Below are 16,008 nucleotides of genomic sequence, written 5' to 3'. Positions count from 1 at the left end.
TCTTCAATTAAAAGTTTTTTGTCTTTCGACAGCTCAATGAATTCTGAATTTATTTAATATCTTTCGATATTGAATTGACTGTGCCGAAGCAACTTATAAATAAGTTACTTCTGTTGGTCACTCAGCTTCTCTTTCGAGAAATCACATTGAGACTCTAATTTTTTTTGCCTTGCTTAGCAAACTAAGCTTGGCTGTTAGAACTCAATCTGTACGAGTGCCCACACAGATGATTGCTTTATATTGTTAAAGAACGTTGCGACATTGTCGCTAGGGATGCGTATAATACATCCTTTATTTTTCGAGTCAACACTTAGTTTTAAACTTTCTTGCGAATATTTAAAACCGAAGTTTTATTTAACTCTCTGAGTTGTTCGTGCCTCGCTATGCGTTGGCGTTTCCCGTCTCAGTGGGGTCGCATTATAGGGAGATCCAAAAACAGATCAACACTTTTTTTCAATCTTTTGACTGTTCGCTCAAAAAGCATGCAAAACGCTTTAAAAGAACACTCAATCGATGCTTTTTCGAGTCTTTTTTGATGTAAATTAAATTATTTCACATAAATATCATTGCTATGTTCATTTATCGCGTTAAGATAGCAAGTTCACAATGTTAAATTAATGTTTATTTCCTGTTTATTGGTAGATCAAAATGAAATTACCCGATCAAAAATCTCTTATCTCTTCAGTTATCCTTGCTGTTATTGGTTTCGTTATAGTTAATTTTGCGCCTTCGAGCCTACAATTAAGTCATGCACTGTTATTTGGTGCTGGTTTATTAATTGGTGGTGTAGTTATAGCTGCAATGTCATCTGGCGATGTAGAAGAAGCCGAAGTAAAAACAAAAACACTTTATGTGGGCAATCTTCCTTATCGTGCAAATGAAGGTGTAGTTCGCGCTTTATTTGAAGAACAAGGTAAAGTGTTTAATGTACGCCTATTAAAGGATAAAAATACTGGCAAACGTCGTGGCTTTGGCTTTGTTGAAATGGCAGAGCTAGATGCTGATAATGCTATTGCAAAATTAAACGATAGCGAGTTCCAACAACGTACATTGAAAGTTCGTGAAGCAAAACAAAAACAAGATGATGAATCTAACTCTTTTCGTTCTGAGTCGGATCAATCAGCGTAACTAGCTCCACCGGTTGCTTATCAACATAAATAGAAGCCGTTGCGTAATAACGTAGCGGCTTTTTCTTGCCTGTACAATTAGCATCAAGCTCATCACTGCAATCTATATTATGCTCTTTGAGTATTGCACACACCCGTTTGGCTATTGCTACGCCGGAATCAAGTAATAATACAGTGCTGTTAAAATACTCATTCAAACCTTTTGCTAAAATTGGGAAATGCGTACAACCTAATACGACTACATCCACTCTATTATCAATAGCGAGACTATCGAGCTCTGCAACTAGTTTGTCTTGGATAATCTTTTTACTTTGATATGTTTGTTCCGCCAACGTTACAAGTTCAACACTAGCATATAAATGTACTGTGACAGCTTGACCATGCTGGCTTATCAACTGTTGTGTATAACTACTTTGTACTGTTGCTGGTGTGGCCAATAAGGCAATATGCTGTGACTTAGATAATAAAGCGGCGGGCTTAATTGCAGGTACTACACCGACGATCGGTATCGTGGTTAATTCGCGAAGTGCGCTCAGTGCTGAAGTAGATGCGGTATTACAAGCAATAACTAACACATCAACGTGTAATTGTTGTGTTTCTATAAAAATTAATAATCCGGTGAGGCGCTGAATTATGGTTTGTTGACTCAGCTTTCCATAAGGTAGGTAGGCGTTATCCATAAAATAACTATAAAGGCCATCAGGTATGTATTGCTGAATATGCTTCAGCACTGTGGTACCACCAATGCCCGAATCAAAAACCATGATATGAGGTGACAAACAACTCGCTCCTTATAATAACTAAGCTGAGCAGTTTGCCACGCGGTGTACTGAAAATAAAGCTTATGCTTCACTCTCTAGTGCTGCTGAACGCAATTTATTCATTTGCTCAAACATCGATTTTGTATAGTCGACTAATTTGCCTATTTCCTCTTGGTCTTGATTTAACCATTGTAAAATGCCTGACAGTTCATTTTGCAAACCAAGATCACCCGCTTTATTAAAGGCATTTTTTAGATCGTCATTAAATGGAGCTATTTTTTCAGCCACAGCTTTCTCTGGTGTTGGTTTATTCTCTTCATAGCCTTTTATTGCTGCAAACGTTTTAGTTTGCTTTAAGTCCATTGAAAACGCGACTAGCTGTTCGTTGCCTAAGTTGAGCTCTTGTGCTTGTTCAAAGGCTTGTTCCAAATCACCACCAAAAAATGTTTTACTAACATTTTGCAAGTCTTCCATCATTGCATTAATAGCCTTTTGTTCATCTTCGTTTAAGTCACCATTTACTGACATGCTAAATGATAACTCCCGCGATTGTGATGATGCACTGGCATAACCTTCATTTTGACCATTACGCTGATAACTACTGGCTGATTGCTGTTTAAATGCATCAGCAAAACTAATACTCACTTCGTCACCTTCTGCAGTGGTGAAGTTATACTGAGCATTATTACTTAAACTTAAATACTGTGCTTGAGTAACACTGACAGAATCCGGTTTAGGGTTAAATAAATCCTCTTCAAACTCATCCAGGCCATTAAAAATACCTTCTTTGGATTTTTCTATGCCCTGCTCAATTTCGTCGTTTAGAATACCGGTATCTTTTAATTCACCATAGGCATCATCAATACCTGTTTGCACACCTTTGCGTGCATCACTAAGCATACCTTTGAGTTTTTCATTATCGGCTCCATTGACTTGCGCTTTCTTAACGGCACCAGTTACAAAGTCCAAAACGTTTTTGACGATTTCTTCAAAATCAAATAGTGGCTTGTCTTTTTTCTCTTCCGCGACAGGTAAGCCTAAAGCCTCAGCCATTTTGTCACCTAACACTTTTGCTGCTAATTCTTTACCACGTTGCTGGTAACTATCTTGAGGCGACTGTATTGTAGGTTGCTGTAATGCAGCTTTGTTACTGTATTTATTGACGTTGTTGTTTGGAACAAAGCCAAAGTTGCCAATTTTCATGATCCGACTCCTATTTTTGCTTACTTAAGTATCGGCCCAAAAATAAATAACTAAAGTAAAATGTACAAAAAAACAGCATTTGCTATTACTCAAAATTAGGGCCTGTTGACCTTTAAGGATTAAAATTTGTTCAACCTCGGGGCGATTTAATCGCGGCGCGAGATTTGTAACCTAGTGGGCTAAGTAAAAATTGAGCAAAGCTTCCGCGTCCTGCTCACGCCCCTTACTTACATCCATGTAAGTAACAAAGAGTTAATCGCCCCTAGGCAGAACCCTTCGGGCAGCGCGCGTTTGGCATTTATGCTACGTTATCGCCTATTTATGGGGAATAACCACACTACATAGGCTCTGCCTTGCCTAAAAACCAAACGCACAGCTGCAAAATTAACCTAGAAAGATAAACAGACCCTAGACAAATAATCCCTGCCCCCTACAATAGCGCCGATAAACAGCATAATGAAATAAGGTAGTAGGTAATGGCGGTTATAAAGATCGATACAACAGGATACGACGCACAGTTAAATGAAAAAGAGCAACGTATCATTGCGCAATTCCAACGCTTTGGTGTTGAACAATTAGAAGTCTTTGCCTCTGAGCCAATTCATTACCGTCAACGTGCTGAATTTAGAGTATGGCACGATGGCGATGAGTTATTCCACATTATGTTTGATCAAGCCACCAAAGATAAAATCAGAGTCGATGTGTTTGACCCTGCAGCGCCGCTAATTGGGGAAGTAATGCAGGCAATGATCGATAATCTTAAAGGCTGTGAAGTCTTGCGTCGTAAATTATTCCAAATAGATTATCTTTCTAGTTTAAGCGGTGAGATTTTAGTGAGTCTGCTTTATCACAAACCACTCGACGAAGAATGGCTAGCAGCTATCAAGTCACTAAAAGAATCATTGAGTGAGCGCTTTAAAATTGATTTTATTGGGCGTGCTCGCAAACAAAAAGAAGTACTCGGTGATGATTTTGTTACTGAGCGTTTAACAGTTAATGGCCAGCAACTTATTTACCAACAAGTTGAAAACAGCTTTACGCAGCCAAATGCTAAAGTAAACATTAAGATGCTGGAGTGGGCACAAGACTTATGTAAACCACTAAAAAATGATTTACTAGAGCTCTATTGTGGTAACGGTAACTTTTCAATTGCCTTAGCTGGTTCGTTTAATCGTGTATTAGCAACCGAAATTTCTAAATCGTCAGTACACTCAGCGCAGTATAATATTGCTAAAAATAACGTAACTAACTTAGATATCATTCGTATGTCGAGCGAAGAGTTTACTCAAGCTATGAAAGGCGAACGAACCTTCTCACGTTTAGAAGGGATTGACTTAAGCAGCTATGATTGTCAGACCATTTTAGTTGATCCGCCGCGCGCAGGCATGGATACACTAACATGTGATTTGGTGGCTAACTACGAGAGTATTATTTATATCTCATGTAACCCTGATACGCTAGAGCGTGATTTAGAGCACCTAACTCGCACTCATGAAGTTAAACGGTTTGCGATTTTTGACCAATTTCCATATACCCACCACATTGAATCAGGGGTATTTTTACAACGTAAATTGTAAAGTATCTATGCCAGTGCTTTTACTAGCGCTGGCATTTGCTGCTCACTAAAGACTTTAATACCATTCTTTTCTAATAGCGAAGCCGTTAATCCCATTCCAACCACCTTAATACCACTGTGCGAGCCATCGTAAATTGTATTACGACCACAAGAAGGACTTGATTCCTTTAATAGCGCAAAACGAATATTGTACTGTTGGCAAAGGCGTAATGCTTGTTTTGCACCTAGCTGAAATTCCGGTGTCACATCATCACCAGTATTGGTAATCACTTTACCGTTGACGATTTCAGCAGGATCTCTAGGAGTGGATAAACCACCAGCAATCTCAGGACAAAAAGCGACTATACGTTCCTGCTGCTGCCATGCGATAAGCTGAGGATGGAGTAACTGTTGTCCTCTACCATCGTAGCGCACGGGAGCACCAAGTAAGCAACTTGAAACCAGTATTTTATGCATTTCTTACCACCTGCAACAAAAAAGCTCCGCGTACGGAGCTTTTTTACAATAAACACTAAACCGCTCTATTTAGCAGCTAAATAATTAATCAATTTGCTAATATCTTCAGGCTCAGTAATACCTGATTCACGACCTAGGTTAAGCTTATATTTACCATTTACGATAAATGTTGGTACGCCACGCAGTGCCCCCTTATCTTTATAGTAATCTTGGTCACGCTTCATTTTTGAACTCATAGTGCGTACTGAAAAACTTTTATACAGTTTATCAAACTTATCACCGTCAACACCTTGCGCGACAAATACATCTTTAACATCAGCTAATTCATTAAACTTAGCACGTTTAACGTGAACATGATTAAACATAGCAGCAATAATGGCATCTTTTTGTGGTAGTACTTCAGCTGTTGCAAGTGCCTGTGAAATCATTTGTTGATTTTCAGGATCACGCACACCAACAAAATCGACGTGGCTCTTTTTAAACTCAATACTTGTATCAAGTTTAGGTTTAACCTCAACTAATAGAGCTTCGTAGTTATTACACGCTGGACAATAAAATGAGAAAAACTCTTTTACCTCTGGCTTTTTACTAGCGCGCTCAGATACTACATCATAATGCACACCTTCTTCATAAGTTGTTGGTGCTGCATTCGCGGCTAATGGTAATAAAAGTGCCAGCAATCCTGCTTTAACTAATTTGATCATCGGTAAAAACTCCAAAAATTATTGTTTTAATAGCTTATTGTTGTAATAAAAAGGCAACTAACTCATCAAGCTGCTCTTGGCTCTTGATGGTATTGATATTGATTTTATATTTATCATTAACGATAAACGTTGGTACACCGGTTAAGGCTCCCATTTGTGAAAACTTATTTTGCTTGTCTTGCATGGCTTTTTCCGCCGCAATCACAGGCATGCTGGCAATATCTTTATCAAAGGTATCGCTATCAATACCATTTACTGCAAGTAATGCTTTGACGTCTTTAATGTTATTGAGTGGAGCACGTTTTATATGAATGCTGTCAAACATTTGATCTGCAACTTGCTCACCTTTGTTATGCTGTTTAGCGATGATATATGCATAGCTCAAATTACTTTGCACTTCTGGCGCTAAACCACCTAAAAAGTTGACATGGTTTTTTACAAACTCAGTACCTGCAGGCAAGCTTTTTTCCATTGCTTTAGCTACAGCTTCAAACTTAAAACAGTGCGGGCAATAAAATGAAAAGAACTCTGTTACTTGTGAGGTTTTACTTTTTTCAATTTTTAGTACGTCATAGTGCTCACCAGCTTTAAAATCTGCAGCCATCGCAGCAAAAGGTAAACATAACAGTAGTAAACTCAATTTTAGTTTTTTAAGCATTGGACTCTCGTTTCAGATATTTTTAATAATTAGTTAGGCAGCAACTTCAGCGGCGGCTCTTGAAGTGCAGAATACTGCTCTTTCAGCGCTAAAATTTGTTGCTCCCAGTATTTGTCATCAGCAAACCATGAAAAGTTCCGCGGAAATGCCGGATCTTCCCAACGTTTAGCTAGCCACCCCATATAATGAATCATACGCATTGCCCGTAATGGTTCAATTAATTTGAGTTGAGTGTGATCAAAATCACAAAATTCTTCATAGGCAGTCACTAAGGTATCTAACTGTAACAGTTGATTGTTTCGATCGCCACTGAGCATCATCCATAAATCTTGAATCGCAGGCCCTTGACGACTATCGTCCAAATCAACAAACATCAACGCATCACCGGCCCACAGAATATTACCGGCATGGCAATCACCATGTAAACGTATAGTATCCACCTGCTGGTAAAGCGATTTCGTTTTAGCGATCACCATATCCAAAATAGTATAAAACGCGGTAGTTAAACTGCTAGGCACCAGATTACTGTTTTGTAACTGAATTTTAGCTGTATCTAGATACTCGTCACACCCTATGACCGGACGTTCGCTAAAAACATTGGCTTTAGCTGCTTGATGCATTCGACCAATCAAGCGTCCTAACACATCTAACTGATCAAGATTATCAACTTCAAAGATGCGCCCCCCGACACTTGGGAACAAAGTAAATAGATAACCATTATGCTCAAATAAGCTTTCGCCATTACGCTGTATCGGCGCAACTACAGGCACTTCAGCATCAGCCAATTCAAATGCAAAGCTATGCTCTTCGAGTATTTGTGCCTTACTCCAGCGCTCGGGGCGATAAAATTTCACCACATAACGTAGGCCATCTTCAGCTTTGAATTGATAGACACGGTTTTCGTAACTATTCAGTGCTAATAAGCCAGACTCTGCGTAAATACCAATACTTTCGACCGCATCTAAAATCGAATCCGGGGTGAGGTCAACAAAACTAAATTTACTCATAATTCTCATCAATTATAAAAAAAGCGGGAAAATCCCGCTTTTTATTTGTTATCAGTGTACTTAACTATCGCGCTTTAAAGAAGTTACTCGGCTGCGAAATTTGTGAACTTGGATTGTCCACTGGCGATAATACAAAATTAAACTCGGTCATAGGCGCTTTCAAATCATACGGATCCATCACCAATGATAATGGCACGTTATGCGATTCGCCCGCTTGCACGGTAAAAGTTTGCTTACCTATGTACTTAAAGTTCTCCAGTCCTACCACCTTAATATTAAAGGTTTGCTCGTATTGTGCTTTGTTGATCACTTTAAGTGTGTAGGTATTTTCGACAAGCCCATTAAAATCGACTCGATAGAGTTGATTTCGATCGCGAATAATATCTAAGTCCATTGGCTTACGCATCACAATATTCGTTACCAGCGCTGCGCTGAGCACCACTAATATAACAATATAACCAATAATCTTAGCGCGCAGAGGATTGGTTTTATTCTCTGGCGTTTCTAGGTTACGCTCAGTGGTATATGAGATAAGCCCGCGCGGATAATTCATCTTATCCATTACTCCGTCGCAGGCATCGATACAGGCGCCACAGTTAATGCATTCAGCTTGCAGACCATTGCGAATATCGATCCCTGTTGGGCATACTTGTACGCACAAATTACAGTCAATACAGTCACCTAAGCTAAGCTCTTCTCGATCTTGTTTACGACTACGTGGCCCACGATTTTCACCACGTTTTTCATCGTAGCTTACTGTGAAGGTATCTTTATCAAACATTGCAGATTGAAAGCGCGAATACGGGCAGATATGCAAGCACATAATTTCGCGCATCCATCCAGCATTACCATAAGTACATACAGTAAATACGATAATGCTAACCAGCGCATAACCACCTACATCAAAAGTAACAAAATCCGGTAACAGCTGACGAATAGGTGTGAAATAACCAACAAAGGTAAGTGCGGTGTATAAAGAAAAAGCTATCCAACCTGTATGCTTGGCTGTCTTACGCCAAAATTTATCAAAGTCCATTGGTCGCTGATCAAGCTTCTTGCGTTGATTCGCTGTCCCTTCGAACTTTTCTTCAAACCAAATAAAAATAAACGTCCAGACTGTTTGCGGGCACGTATAGCCACACCATACCCGACCGTAAAAGGTGGTCACTAAGAATAACGCGAATGCAGCAAGCATCAGAATAAAAGCAAGAATAGTAAAATCTTGTGGCCATAGAGTTAGCCCAAAAATGTTATATTTTTGACCAATGAGGTCAAATAACACAGCTTGTTGGTCATTAAAGTTTATCCATGGCAGCGCCATGAACGCCAACATACCAAGAAAACCAATGCGCTGTCTTAATAGTTGATGTAACCCTTTAACCGCACGTACATAAATGCGATTGCGGGGATTAAATCTATCCTGTTGAGCATAGAGATCGGGCTTTTCGATCTTGACCTCACTAGGAATATTTTTTACTTTTATTTGCTTGTCCATCGAAGTTCCTCAACGCCGCTTGGAGAATGAAAGTCAAACAATCATATAACGCTATTTAGATAGCTAACAACTAAGCTTACATTTAAAAATAGTGCAAACTGAACTACTGTGCTGTAAAAGTTCAGAGATTTCTGAAAAATCTAATTGTTCTCTGTCATTATACCAACTCTCCTCAAAAAAGCTGATATTCATTGATAATAATTTATTCACCTAACTTGCTTGCTTTACAAAGGGGCATTTTATTACACTGGTGCCTAATTCGTACCCGTTCAGATCAAAGTTTACTCACATATGAAAAAATTCCTTGTACTAGTTGTAGTGATACTTGCGTTATTCACAATTGATCATCCAATGATAAAAGAACCTCGAGAAAAGTTATTAGGAGAAGGTGTAGGGCTATTAAGTAGTGCTAGCAACATTAACCGTGGACCCGCTGCGAGCATGGCAAAAAACCGCATCAAGTCAGAACTAACACTTTCAGAAAGCGAGTTAGAGTATTTAGAAGAAACCATGCAAACTGATGAACAGCTGCAGCTATTCCATACTCGTTACTGCCGCAGTAAAGATCTCAACTTATATTTTTATGAAGATCGTTTAAATACAGTGTGTGACATCGTCTCAACATCATTGGCTGAGCGCAGAGGTAAATAGTGGATTTTTCAGCTTTAACAAAAAAAAGCAGCGCATCGTTTAACCAACATAAAAACCTACTGAAGAAGCTGGCGAAAGGGCAAACGGTTAAATGTGAAGTATGCCAAGGCATATTAACGTTAGATTTAAAGACTCAGCAACCCGGCCAAGGGGTTGCTAAATGCCCTAAGGGCTGTACTGAAATTGTGTTGGATTTAGCATAATGCTAACTCCAACCATCTTCTTCATCTGCGTACAAACCACTTTGCACCGCGATAATTTCTATTAACTCAGCAAATCCTAATGCAAAATCTCCCATTAGTTCATACTGTTGCTGGCATAGTTGTATTTCACTAAGCTGATTTTGCTGGGCAATTGTTGTGATAAGCTGGGGCTCTAAAGCAAAAAAGCCTAAACTGGCGTAAGCGGTTTGCAATGCATCAGTTAAGTCTGTTGTCAGTGCATCAGCTTGCATTAGCTTATCAATATACACCGGTGCTCCCTGAACAAAACCCTGACACCATTGCTGGCATTCATGCAAATCTAGGTAGCTGTCGTCTTGATCACTCACCTGTAAACTTACAGGGAGCTTAAAACCTGTTTCATAAACTTGCTCACTGATCTGATGATACAAAGCCATAAATGCAAATAATGTTTGTTCTTCTAGCTGGCCGTGTGCATCTGGCACTATCTGCTCAAGCCACTCGTGTACGTCTAATGGCTCAGGAGAGCAAATAACCGCAAATAAGTAACCTTGGCTCTGCACAAATGTCATGGCGCCATTGCGGCTCGCTAAATACGTACTTAACTGCTGGCCATGTTGCTGTGTAAATTCAGGAATTTGCATAAAACAATTCAGCCTTGTTTAAAAATTTAATGGATAACGGCCATCACTATCTGCACGGCCTAAAAATTTGGCGGCATCGTGTACTTCTTTTGGTAGTGATGCTTCTGGCTTGATATATCCAGCCACTTTAAAGTCCATGTTTGCTTTTAAGGTTGCATCAGCCGCTAAGCCTAAGCGGTTTTCAGGATCAACTAACACGGCTATATCGCCCGACTTACAGCTTAACTTGCCACTTAATGGACCAACGCTAAACCAGCCAGACAATCCTTGCACATCGATGTTTGGACTGGCGATTTCACCTTTTAATGCATCACAATAAGGCGCTCCTGAGAGATATTCATCTAACTCAACAATTACTCTGCCTTTAGCATTAATAGGTAATGGCAACTGCAAACGCTGCATCGCACGTTCAACACTCAAACGCAATGTAGCATCATTTAATGCAACTACTTGATCAAGTAAACCATAACTAAAGTCACCGCGTCCTGACAGTTCACTGGTCTGTCGCGGATCACCAAACTTTACACTGCCTGTAAGCTGTCCGGTGAATAATGCCCAACCAGAAATATCCCAGTTTAAATTATTAATCTGTTCATCTTGATAGCGCAGCTGCATGATTCTACCCTGCCAAATGCTACCCGATGCTTTACCTATTTGCAGATCTTTAGGTAGATAAGGATTTGCTAAATTAAGCGCAACTGCAGCTGGCGTTTTTAATAGTGCAAAAAAGATAAAACCGAAGAAAAATATTACTATAAGAATCGCTATTTTTTTCATTCTTTACTTCTCTAATACCAGTCGGCTAACGCGCACGTAGCCTGGTTTATCATCGCGACTGAGATCTAAATTTTCAATCAATACGCCTTTAGTGTTTACCAGTTCATCAAGCCATTCTATGAGCTTATTAAACTGTACCGAGTCGATGGTTAATCTTAATGAATTATCGCTAGGCTGCATTTTGCTTATGGTTATATCGTAGCGAGCGCGGCTAGCATTAACTATTTGACTCAAGTTTTGGTCACTTGTAACAGCACGCGCACTACCCGCTTTGAGTTTAACAATACTGTTATCAACCCACGCTAATAATTCTTGCTGTTTAACTTGGTTTTTTTCAGCTTCAGTTATCGCGTTGTTTAGTGGTCTAAAAATACCCATAACTAATATAAAAATAACAAAAATAACCCCAGCGACCATCACTAACTGTTGCTCTTGCTCTTTTAAGCCACGCCAATGTTTTAAAAGTTGTTGTTTCATGCAGCACCTCGTAGTTTTATTTCACCGACTACAAAGTCGCCATCATTATTTAATGAGCCTTGGTCTACAGTTAATCCGCGTTGTTCAAGAATTGCTTTAACTTTGCCAAAGGTTTGAAAATCTTTTCCGCGAGCACGAACTCTAAGTTCATTGCGACGTTGATCATAACGCAATGTCTCAGGAGTAAACTCTTGCACTTGGCTAAATACCCCCACCAGCTCATTCGTTAAATCTAGGAATCCGGCACTGCTGCCACCCTCTAATTTAGCCAATTCACCCTGAATTTGGTTTTTAATCAAATGCGGACGAACTGTTTTCCCTGGAAAGGCCGTTTGATAGCGCTCAACCACTTGTGTTTTAGCGACTTCAAGCTCACTATTTAACTGATACAATTCAAGACTTTTTACTGCCACAGAGCCAACTAACGCGACACTCGCTGCAATGGCGGCACCTTGCCAATACGCCCACCATAATGCGCTTTTCTTTTTCAATTGATATTGGCCTTGGCGAAGATTGAATTTTATCTCAGGTAATTGTTTAGCAAATAACGCCAGCGGCAAATCATAAGCATCGGTATGCGCCGTAAGATTAACCGTTTCTGGAAATTGCGAGGCAGGGCTGTAATGTGCAACATCAGGGTGACCTAAAGCAGTTAAATACTCAGCCAACCAGCTTTGCTCTACAGCACTTATCCGCCATGAGCCTTGCTTACATAGCCATTGGTTATTAAGCTCAATAACGCTTAATCCCTCATGTTCCGCAGTAGGAAGCAATAATGCATCGGGTAACAGTTTTAACACTGCAATTTCATGTTCAGCAAATACAGCTAACCAAGTTTCAAACCATTCTCGGTCAGTCATGGCAATTTTAATGGCGTGCTTGTCACCGACCATAGTAGGCTCAGCAATCGCGATAAATAAGTCATCTACGTCACATGCAATCTCTTCTTCGAGCATATATGGGAGCGCTTGCTCAAGCTTACGATTCCATTTGGTCGGCAGGATTACGGTTTTTAGTTGCACCTGATCACATGGCAGTAATACCACAACTTCACGATTCTGTGCTTTTTCAACTAACTCACTCAGTTGCTCAGCGTTCGGCAATCCGCCACTGGCAATTATTTCTTGTTCTAATGGTGAGTAAATCAGCCAATTAATACTTTCTTGTTGAGTTTGACCCGTGCGGATCAACAGTATTTCTGTCACTGTACGCCTCCAAATTTTCGCGCCAGTATAGTTACTTCGCCATCTTTGGCATGCAGTAATGTGGTCATCGAAAAACGCAGATCGACAAATTTAGCCTGCGCTTGTAGTTTAAAATATTCGCTATTTATGGTGAACAGTTTTTCAACAGACTTAACATTTTGAGCCCCTTGTTGATTCACTTGTTCAAAAAATTCTTCAATATTATTAAAGCCTTCTTCTGGCCGGACTGATAGCACACTTTGCGCACCTGACTCACTCAAACCATCAATCAATGCACTCAATAATAATGCCTGTTCAGGAGCGATTGTATTGACATTAATTGCTAACAATTCGCTACCTGGGATCACGCATACGTATGGCAAGATTTTTTCCATCACTAATGGATTAAACCCTTTAACCAAACGCAGCTCTGAGCTTGATGCAAAAAAACTATTCGCTGTCATATATGGTGATTTACGCGATAAATACTCATCTTCTTCAGCACCAGAACGATAAGTAATACTATCTTCATCGAGCCAGTCGTAAACACTGTCAGCCATGGCTTCTTCCGACTCTTCTGCTGGCAAGTCCTCAATATTTTCTAATAGCGCTAATAACGCGGTGTGCGCAGGATTGGTTTTATCAGTACTACCCGCTTGTGGCGCTTTAACACGTAATGCATTGAGATTTAAACAAGCCTGTAAGTCCGTGATCTTGCCTTGCAAGGTACCATTATCGACCGGATAAGGAATATCGCCTTGTTGCGCCCAAATTTGTTTTAAAGTGGTTTTTTCAGGGTCATCTTTTTTGCTTTGTAATAACGCTTTAATAGCCAGCTCTTCTGCTGCATAGGCATACCACTTGGCTTGCTGATGGCCTTGTATGTTGGTACTTTTTTGAACTTGAACAAGCAAGTTAGCACTCATCTCTACGGCTAAAATTGATGCCAAGGCAACAATAAATAAGACAATTATAAGCGCGGCGCCATGTTGGGATTTATGGTTCATTTAAACCTCCCATCTTTCCATTACCCGGTACTAAAAAAACGCGTCTTATTGGTTCTTCATCAATTTGTTGCAATGTGACCGCCACAGCTTTTGGCAATGACTTGCCCTGCCACTGCTCTTGCCATTCATTTTTTTCATCTAAAAATTCAAATTTAAGATCTTCGATATCTTTAAGAATAACTTGCACTCGCGGCTCAAGATTATCGAGTTGATCAACATAGACCCTATATATACGCTCAAGGTTGTCATCAATAACACGATAACCCACCACTTGTAGCTCTGAGCGCGGTAATAAATTAATTGGGTTAACCCAGCCATCTCGCACAAAGGCAATACCATCATACTGGCTATTAATGGTGTAACGCCCAGCAAGTAGATATTGTTCTTGCACATCACCGGCTTCATTGCGCACGGCACGTTTAGTCATTTGGCTGAAATCTTGATCCATTAACCTAAAGGTCGTTTGCAAACCATTCAATTCTGCAATTTTTTCGTCTGATGCATCTTTCGCTTTCGTGGTCGAATCAAGAATTTGGTGAGTAGCTAACACGACGAATGCTAAAATCCCCAGCGCTACCATCACTTCTAATAGTGTAAAACCGCGCTGCTTCACTTATTTGCTACCTTTATTTAAATAGCTGATGAGCTCATAAACCGAGTGCTCTAACTTTTCATCGCTAAATACATTAATAGTCACTTTTACAAAACTTTTATCTGCTGTCGCTTCGGTATCTTGACGCCAATACCATTCTATACCAGCCATTGTTTCAGTGCCTTTTGCGCCATTTTTGCCTTGCCACTTATCGCCTAAGGTACGCTGTTCAATCATTACATTCTCAGCCACCCAAGAGGCATAGGTTTGCTCTTCAAGGCTTGATAAATGATTAATATGCTCGGCTGTAGCTTGCATGGCGGCAATCCCAGCCATGGCGCAAATACTCAGCGCCACCATAACCTCAAGTAAAGTAAAACCTTTAGACCTGCGATACATTATTCTGGCTCTCTGCGTAAGTTAACCGGTGCGGAAAATTCCCCTTCGATGAAATACACAGGTTCTTTTTCATCTTTTAATTCATAGATAAGTTGAAATGCGCTCACCTCACCAGAAGATAAAATTAGCACTTGCGGGATTTTCATTTTTTGCAATTCGAGTAAGCTATCATCATCACCGCCACTCATTAACTCGCGCCAATTGGATTGCTCGAGTAGATTATCTTGAGCCCATGCGAGATCTTCTAGATTAAGTGTCAACTTAAGACGTTCATCAACAGTAATCGGCGCAAACAGCTTTTCTCGGTCGAAGGTGATCCATTTTTCACCATCAAACACTAAAAACTCTAAGGTATCTTTATCAAGCTGAAAACCTAATTCAACCTGATTTAAGATTGCAAATTCAGAAGCCATATTAATGGTGGTATGCAGTCTCAGTGCTTGTTTATCCAATTCATCTTCAACACCGCCATCAAGACTATATACCACCATTTTAGTGGCGAAGGCGATCACCACCAGCACAACCAAAATTTCAATTAAACTAAAGCCACGCATCGGTGACTTTAGCTTTGCAAGGCGCAACTTAGCCCGACTTAACATCATGCTAAGCTCGGTGCTGGGTGTAAAAACGCCTTTATACTAAGATGCATTATTATTTTTCTTCATCCCAGTTACCAATGTCGTCATCAGTACCCACTTCGCCATCGGGTCCCATTGAAAACAAATCAAATTTACCAACTTCACCTGGGCTGATTAACTGGTACGGATTTCCCCATGGATCTTCTGGTAATTTAGAAATAAAGCCACCTTCAGGAAAACGCTTTGGTACTGGCTCTACGCTAGTTTTAGTCACTAACCCTTCAAGGCCTTGCTCAGTGGTTAAGTACGCTTTGTTCTTTAATTTATAAAGACTCATAGCATCTTCAAGCTGCTGAATATCAAGATGCGCTTTATCAAGTGCCGCTTCTTCTTGCTGGCCCATAATATTGGGTGCCACGATTGACATGATCATGCCAATGATAACCAGTACCACCATAACTTCGAGTAATGAGAAACCTGCTTGTTTATTCACGTACATACCTCTGTTGTTCTTAATAATTAACTATCGT

20 protein-coding genes are annotated in these 16,008 nt (G+C 40.0%); 4 read left to right on the top strand and 16 right to left on the bottom strand.

The genetic code is table 11. The features are described from left to right. Positions 1 to 648 precede the first annotated feature (648 nt). Positions 649 to 1,128, top strand: a complete 480-nt coding sequence (locus tag H5180_RS21605; protein WP_149983393.1) for an RNA-binding protein — start codon at positions 649 to 651, stop codon at positions 1,126 to 1,128. Here H5180_RS21605 and murI read toward each other — a convergent pair. Both murI and H5180_RS21595 read right to left on the bottom strand, forming a co-directional pair. Continuing rightward, positions 1,091 to 1,906 (bottom strand): glutamate racemase, encoded by an 816-nt coding sequence (gene murI, locus H5180_RS21600; protein ID WP_182759068.1) that lies wholly within the window; start codon positions 1,904 to 1,906, stop codon positions 1,091 to 1,093. The two genes, H5180_RS21605 and murI, sit on opposite strands and share 38 nt — an antisense overlap. A 63-nt stretch (positions 1,907 to 1,969) precedes the next feature. Then, complete coding sequence (locus tag H5180_RS21595; protein WP_145242803.1) at positions 1,970 to 3,091, bottom strand: DUF5610 domain-containing protein; 1,122 nt, start codon at positions 3,089 to 3,091, stop codon at positions 1,970 to 1,972. A gap of 476 nt (positions 3,092 to 3,567) precedes the next feature. Between H5180_RS21595 and trmA the strand changes: the two genes are divergently transcribed. Beyond that, positions 3,568 to 4,668: a tRNA (uridine(54)-C5)-methyltransferase TrmA gene (gene trmA / locus H5180_RS21590; protein WP_145242801.1), complete on the top strand. Its 1,101-nt coding sequence runs from the start codon at positions 3,568 to 3,570 to the stop codon at positions 4,666 to 4,668. A 5-nt stretch (positions 4,669 to 4,673) separates the two neighbouring features. On the opposite strand, the gene H5180_RS21585 is transcribed toward trmA, so the two are convergent. The 5 genes from H5180_RS21585 to ccoG form a co-directional block, all read right to left on the bottom strand. After that, positions 4,674 to 5,123, bottom strand: a complete 450-nt coding sequence (locus H5180_RS21585; protein WP_182759067.1) for a DUF523 domain-containing protein — start codon at positions 5,121 to 5,123, stop codon at positions 4,674 to 4,676. Between the two features lie 65 nt (positions 5,124 to 5,188). After that, a complete protein-coding gene (locus H5180_RS21580) occupies positions 5,189 to 5,827 on the bottom strand; it encodes a thiol:disulfide interchange protein DsbA/DsbL (protein ID WP_145242797.1) in 639 nt (212 codons plus the stop codon). A gap of 34 nt (positions 5,828 to 5,861) precedes the next feature. After that, positions 5,862 to 6,485, bottom strand: coding sequence for a thiol:disulfide interchange protein DsbA/DsbL (locus H5180_RS21575; protein WP_145242795.1), 624 nt, complete (start codon positions 6,483 to 6,485; stop codon positions 5,862 to 5,864). A 29-nt stretch (positions 6,486 to 6,514) separates the two neighbouring features. Continuing rightward, positions 6,515 to 7,492, bottom strand: coding sequence for a serine/threonine protein kinase (locus H5180_RS21570; protein WP_145242793.1), 978 nt, complete (start codon positions 7,490 to 7,492; stop codon positions 6,515 to 6,517). Positions 7,493 to 7,556: 64 nt separating this feature from the next. Next, a complete protein-coding gene (gene ccoG / locus H5180_RS21565) occupies positions 7,557 to 8,987 on the bottom strand; it encodes a cytochrome c oxidase accessory protein CcoG (protein WP_145242790.1) in 1,431 nt (476 codons plus the stop codon). A gap of 291 nt (positions 8,988 to 9,278) precedes the next feature. Between ccoG and H5180_RS21560 the strand changes: the two genes are divergently transcribed. Continuing rightward, on the top strand, positions 9,279 to 9,638 hold the full coding sequence (locus H5180_RS21560) for a hypothetical protein (protein ID WP_145242788.1): 360 nt from the start codon (positions 9,279 to 9,281) through the stop codon (positions 9,636 to 9,638). Beyond that, complete coding sequence (locus H5180_RS21555; protein WP_145242786.1) at positions 9,638 to 9,841, top strand: hypothetical protein; 204 nt, start codon at positions 9,638 to 9,640, stop codon at positions 9,839 to 9,841. The genes H5180_RS21560 and H5180_RS21555 overlap by 1 nt, the downstream gene beginning before the upstream one ends. A gap of 2 nt (positions 9,842 to 9,843) precedes the next feature. On the opposite strand, the gene H5180_RS21550 is transcribed toward H5180_RS21555, so the two are convergent. The 9 genes from H5180_RS21550 to gspG are packed head-to-tail and all read right to left on the bottom strand — an operon-like array spanning position 9,844 to position 15,971. Next, complete coding sequence (locus H5180_RS21550; protein ID WP_182759066.1) at positions 9,844 to 10,464, bottom strand: UPF0149 family protein; 621 nt, start codon at positions 10,462 to 10,464, stop codon at positions 9,844 to 9,846. Between the two features lie 18 nt (positions 10,465 to 10,482). Continuing rightward, positions 10,483 to 11,241: a type II secretion system protein N gene (locus H5180_RS21545; RefSeq protein ID WP_145242782.1), complete on the bottom strand. Its 759-nt coding sequence runs from the start codon at positions 11,239 to 11,241 to the stop codon at positions 10,483 to 10,485. Positions 11,242 to 11,244: 3 nt separating this feature from the next. Further along, positions 11,245 to 11,718 carry a type II secretion system protein GspM gene (gene gspM, locus H5180_RS21540; RefSeq protein ID WP_182719493.1) on the bottom strand — a complete coding sequence of 158 codons (474 nt, stop codon included), beginning with the start codon at positions 11,716 to 11,718 and terminating at the stop codon, positions 11,245 to 11,247. Beyond that, positions 11,715 to 12,923 carry a type II secretion system protein GspL gene (gene gspL, locus H5180_RS21535; protein ID WP_182759065.1) on the bottom strand — a complete coding sequence of 403 codons (1,209 nt, stop codon included), beginning with the start codon at positions 12,921 to 12,923 and terminating at the stop codon, positions 11,715 to 11,717. The genes gspM and gspL overlap by 4 nt, the downstream gene beginning before the upstream one ends. Then, positions 12,920 to 13,909, bottom strand: a complete 990-nt coding sequence (gene gspK, locus H5180_RS21530; protein ID WP_145242776.1) for a type II secretion system minor pseudopilin GspK — start codon at positions 13,907 to 13,909, stop codon at positions 12,920 to 12,922. Before gspK ends, gspL begins: the two co-directional genes overlap by 4 nt. Next, positions 13,899 to 14,522: a type II secretion system minor pseudopilin GspJ gene (gene gspJ / locus H5180_RS21525; protein ID WP_145242775.1), complete on the bottom strand. Its 624-nt coding sequence runs from the start codon at positions 14,520 to 14,522 to the stop codon at positions 13,899 to 13,901. Before gspJ ends, gspK begins: the two co-directional genes overlap by 11 nt. Beyond that, positions 14,523 to 14,900, bottom strand: coding sequence for a type II secretion system minor pseudopilin GspI (gene gspI / locus H5180_RS21520; RefSeq protein ID WP_145242773.1), 378 nt, complete (start codon positions 14,898 to 14,900; stop codon positions 14,523 to 14,525). Next, on the bottom strand, positions 14,900 to 15,499 hold the full coding sequence (locus tag H5180_RS21515; protein ID WP_404936351.1) for a prepilin-type N-terminal cleavage/methylation domain-containing protein: 600 nt from the start codon (positions 15,497 to 15,499) through the stop codon (positions 14,900 to 14,902). Before H5180_RS21515 ends, gspI begins: the two co-directional genes overlap by 1 nt. A gap of 52 nt (positions 15,500 to 15,551) precedes the next feature. Then, a complete protein-coding gene (gspG, locus tag H5180_RS21510; RefSeq protein ID WP_145242768.1) occupies positions 15,552 to 15,971 on the bottom strand; it encodes a type II secretion system major pseudopilin GspG in 420 nt (139 codons plus the stop codon). Positions 15,972 to 16,008 lie beyond the last annotated feature (37 nt).

Origin of the sequence: Pseudoalteromonas sp. SR41-4 (genome assembly GCF_014163985.1) — a bacterium.
In the GTDB taxonomy this organism is placed as follows: Bacteria; Pseudomonadota; Gammaproteobacteria; order Enterobacterales; family Alteromonadaceae; genus Pseudoalteromonas; species Pseudoalteromonas rhizosphaerae.
The sequence above is the reverse complement of the archived record's forward strand: the minus strand, read 5'-3'. Positions and strand labels throughout refer to the sequence as shown.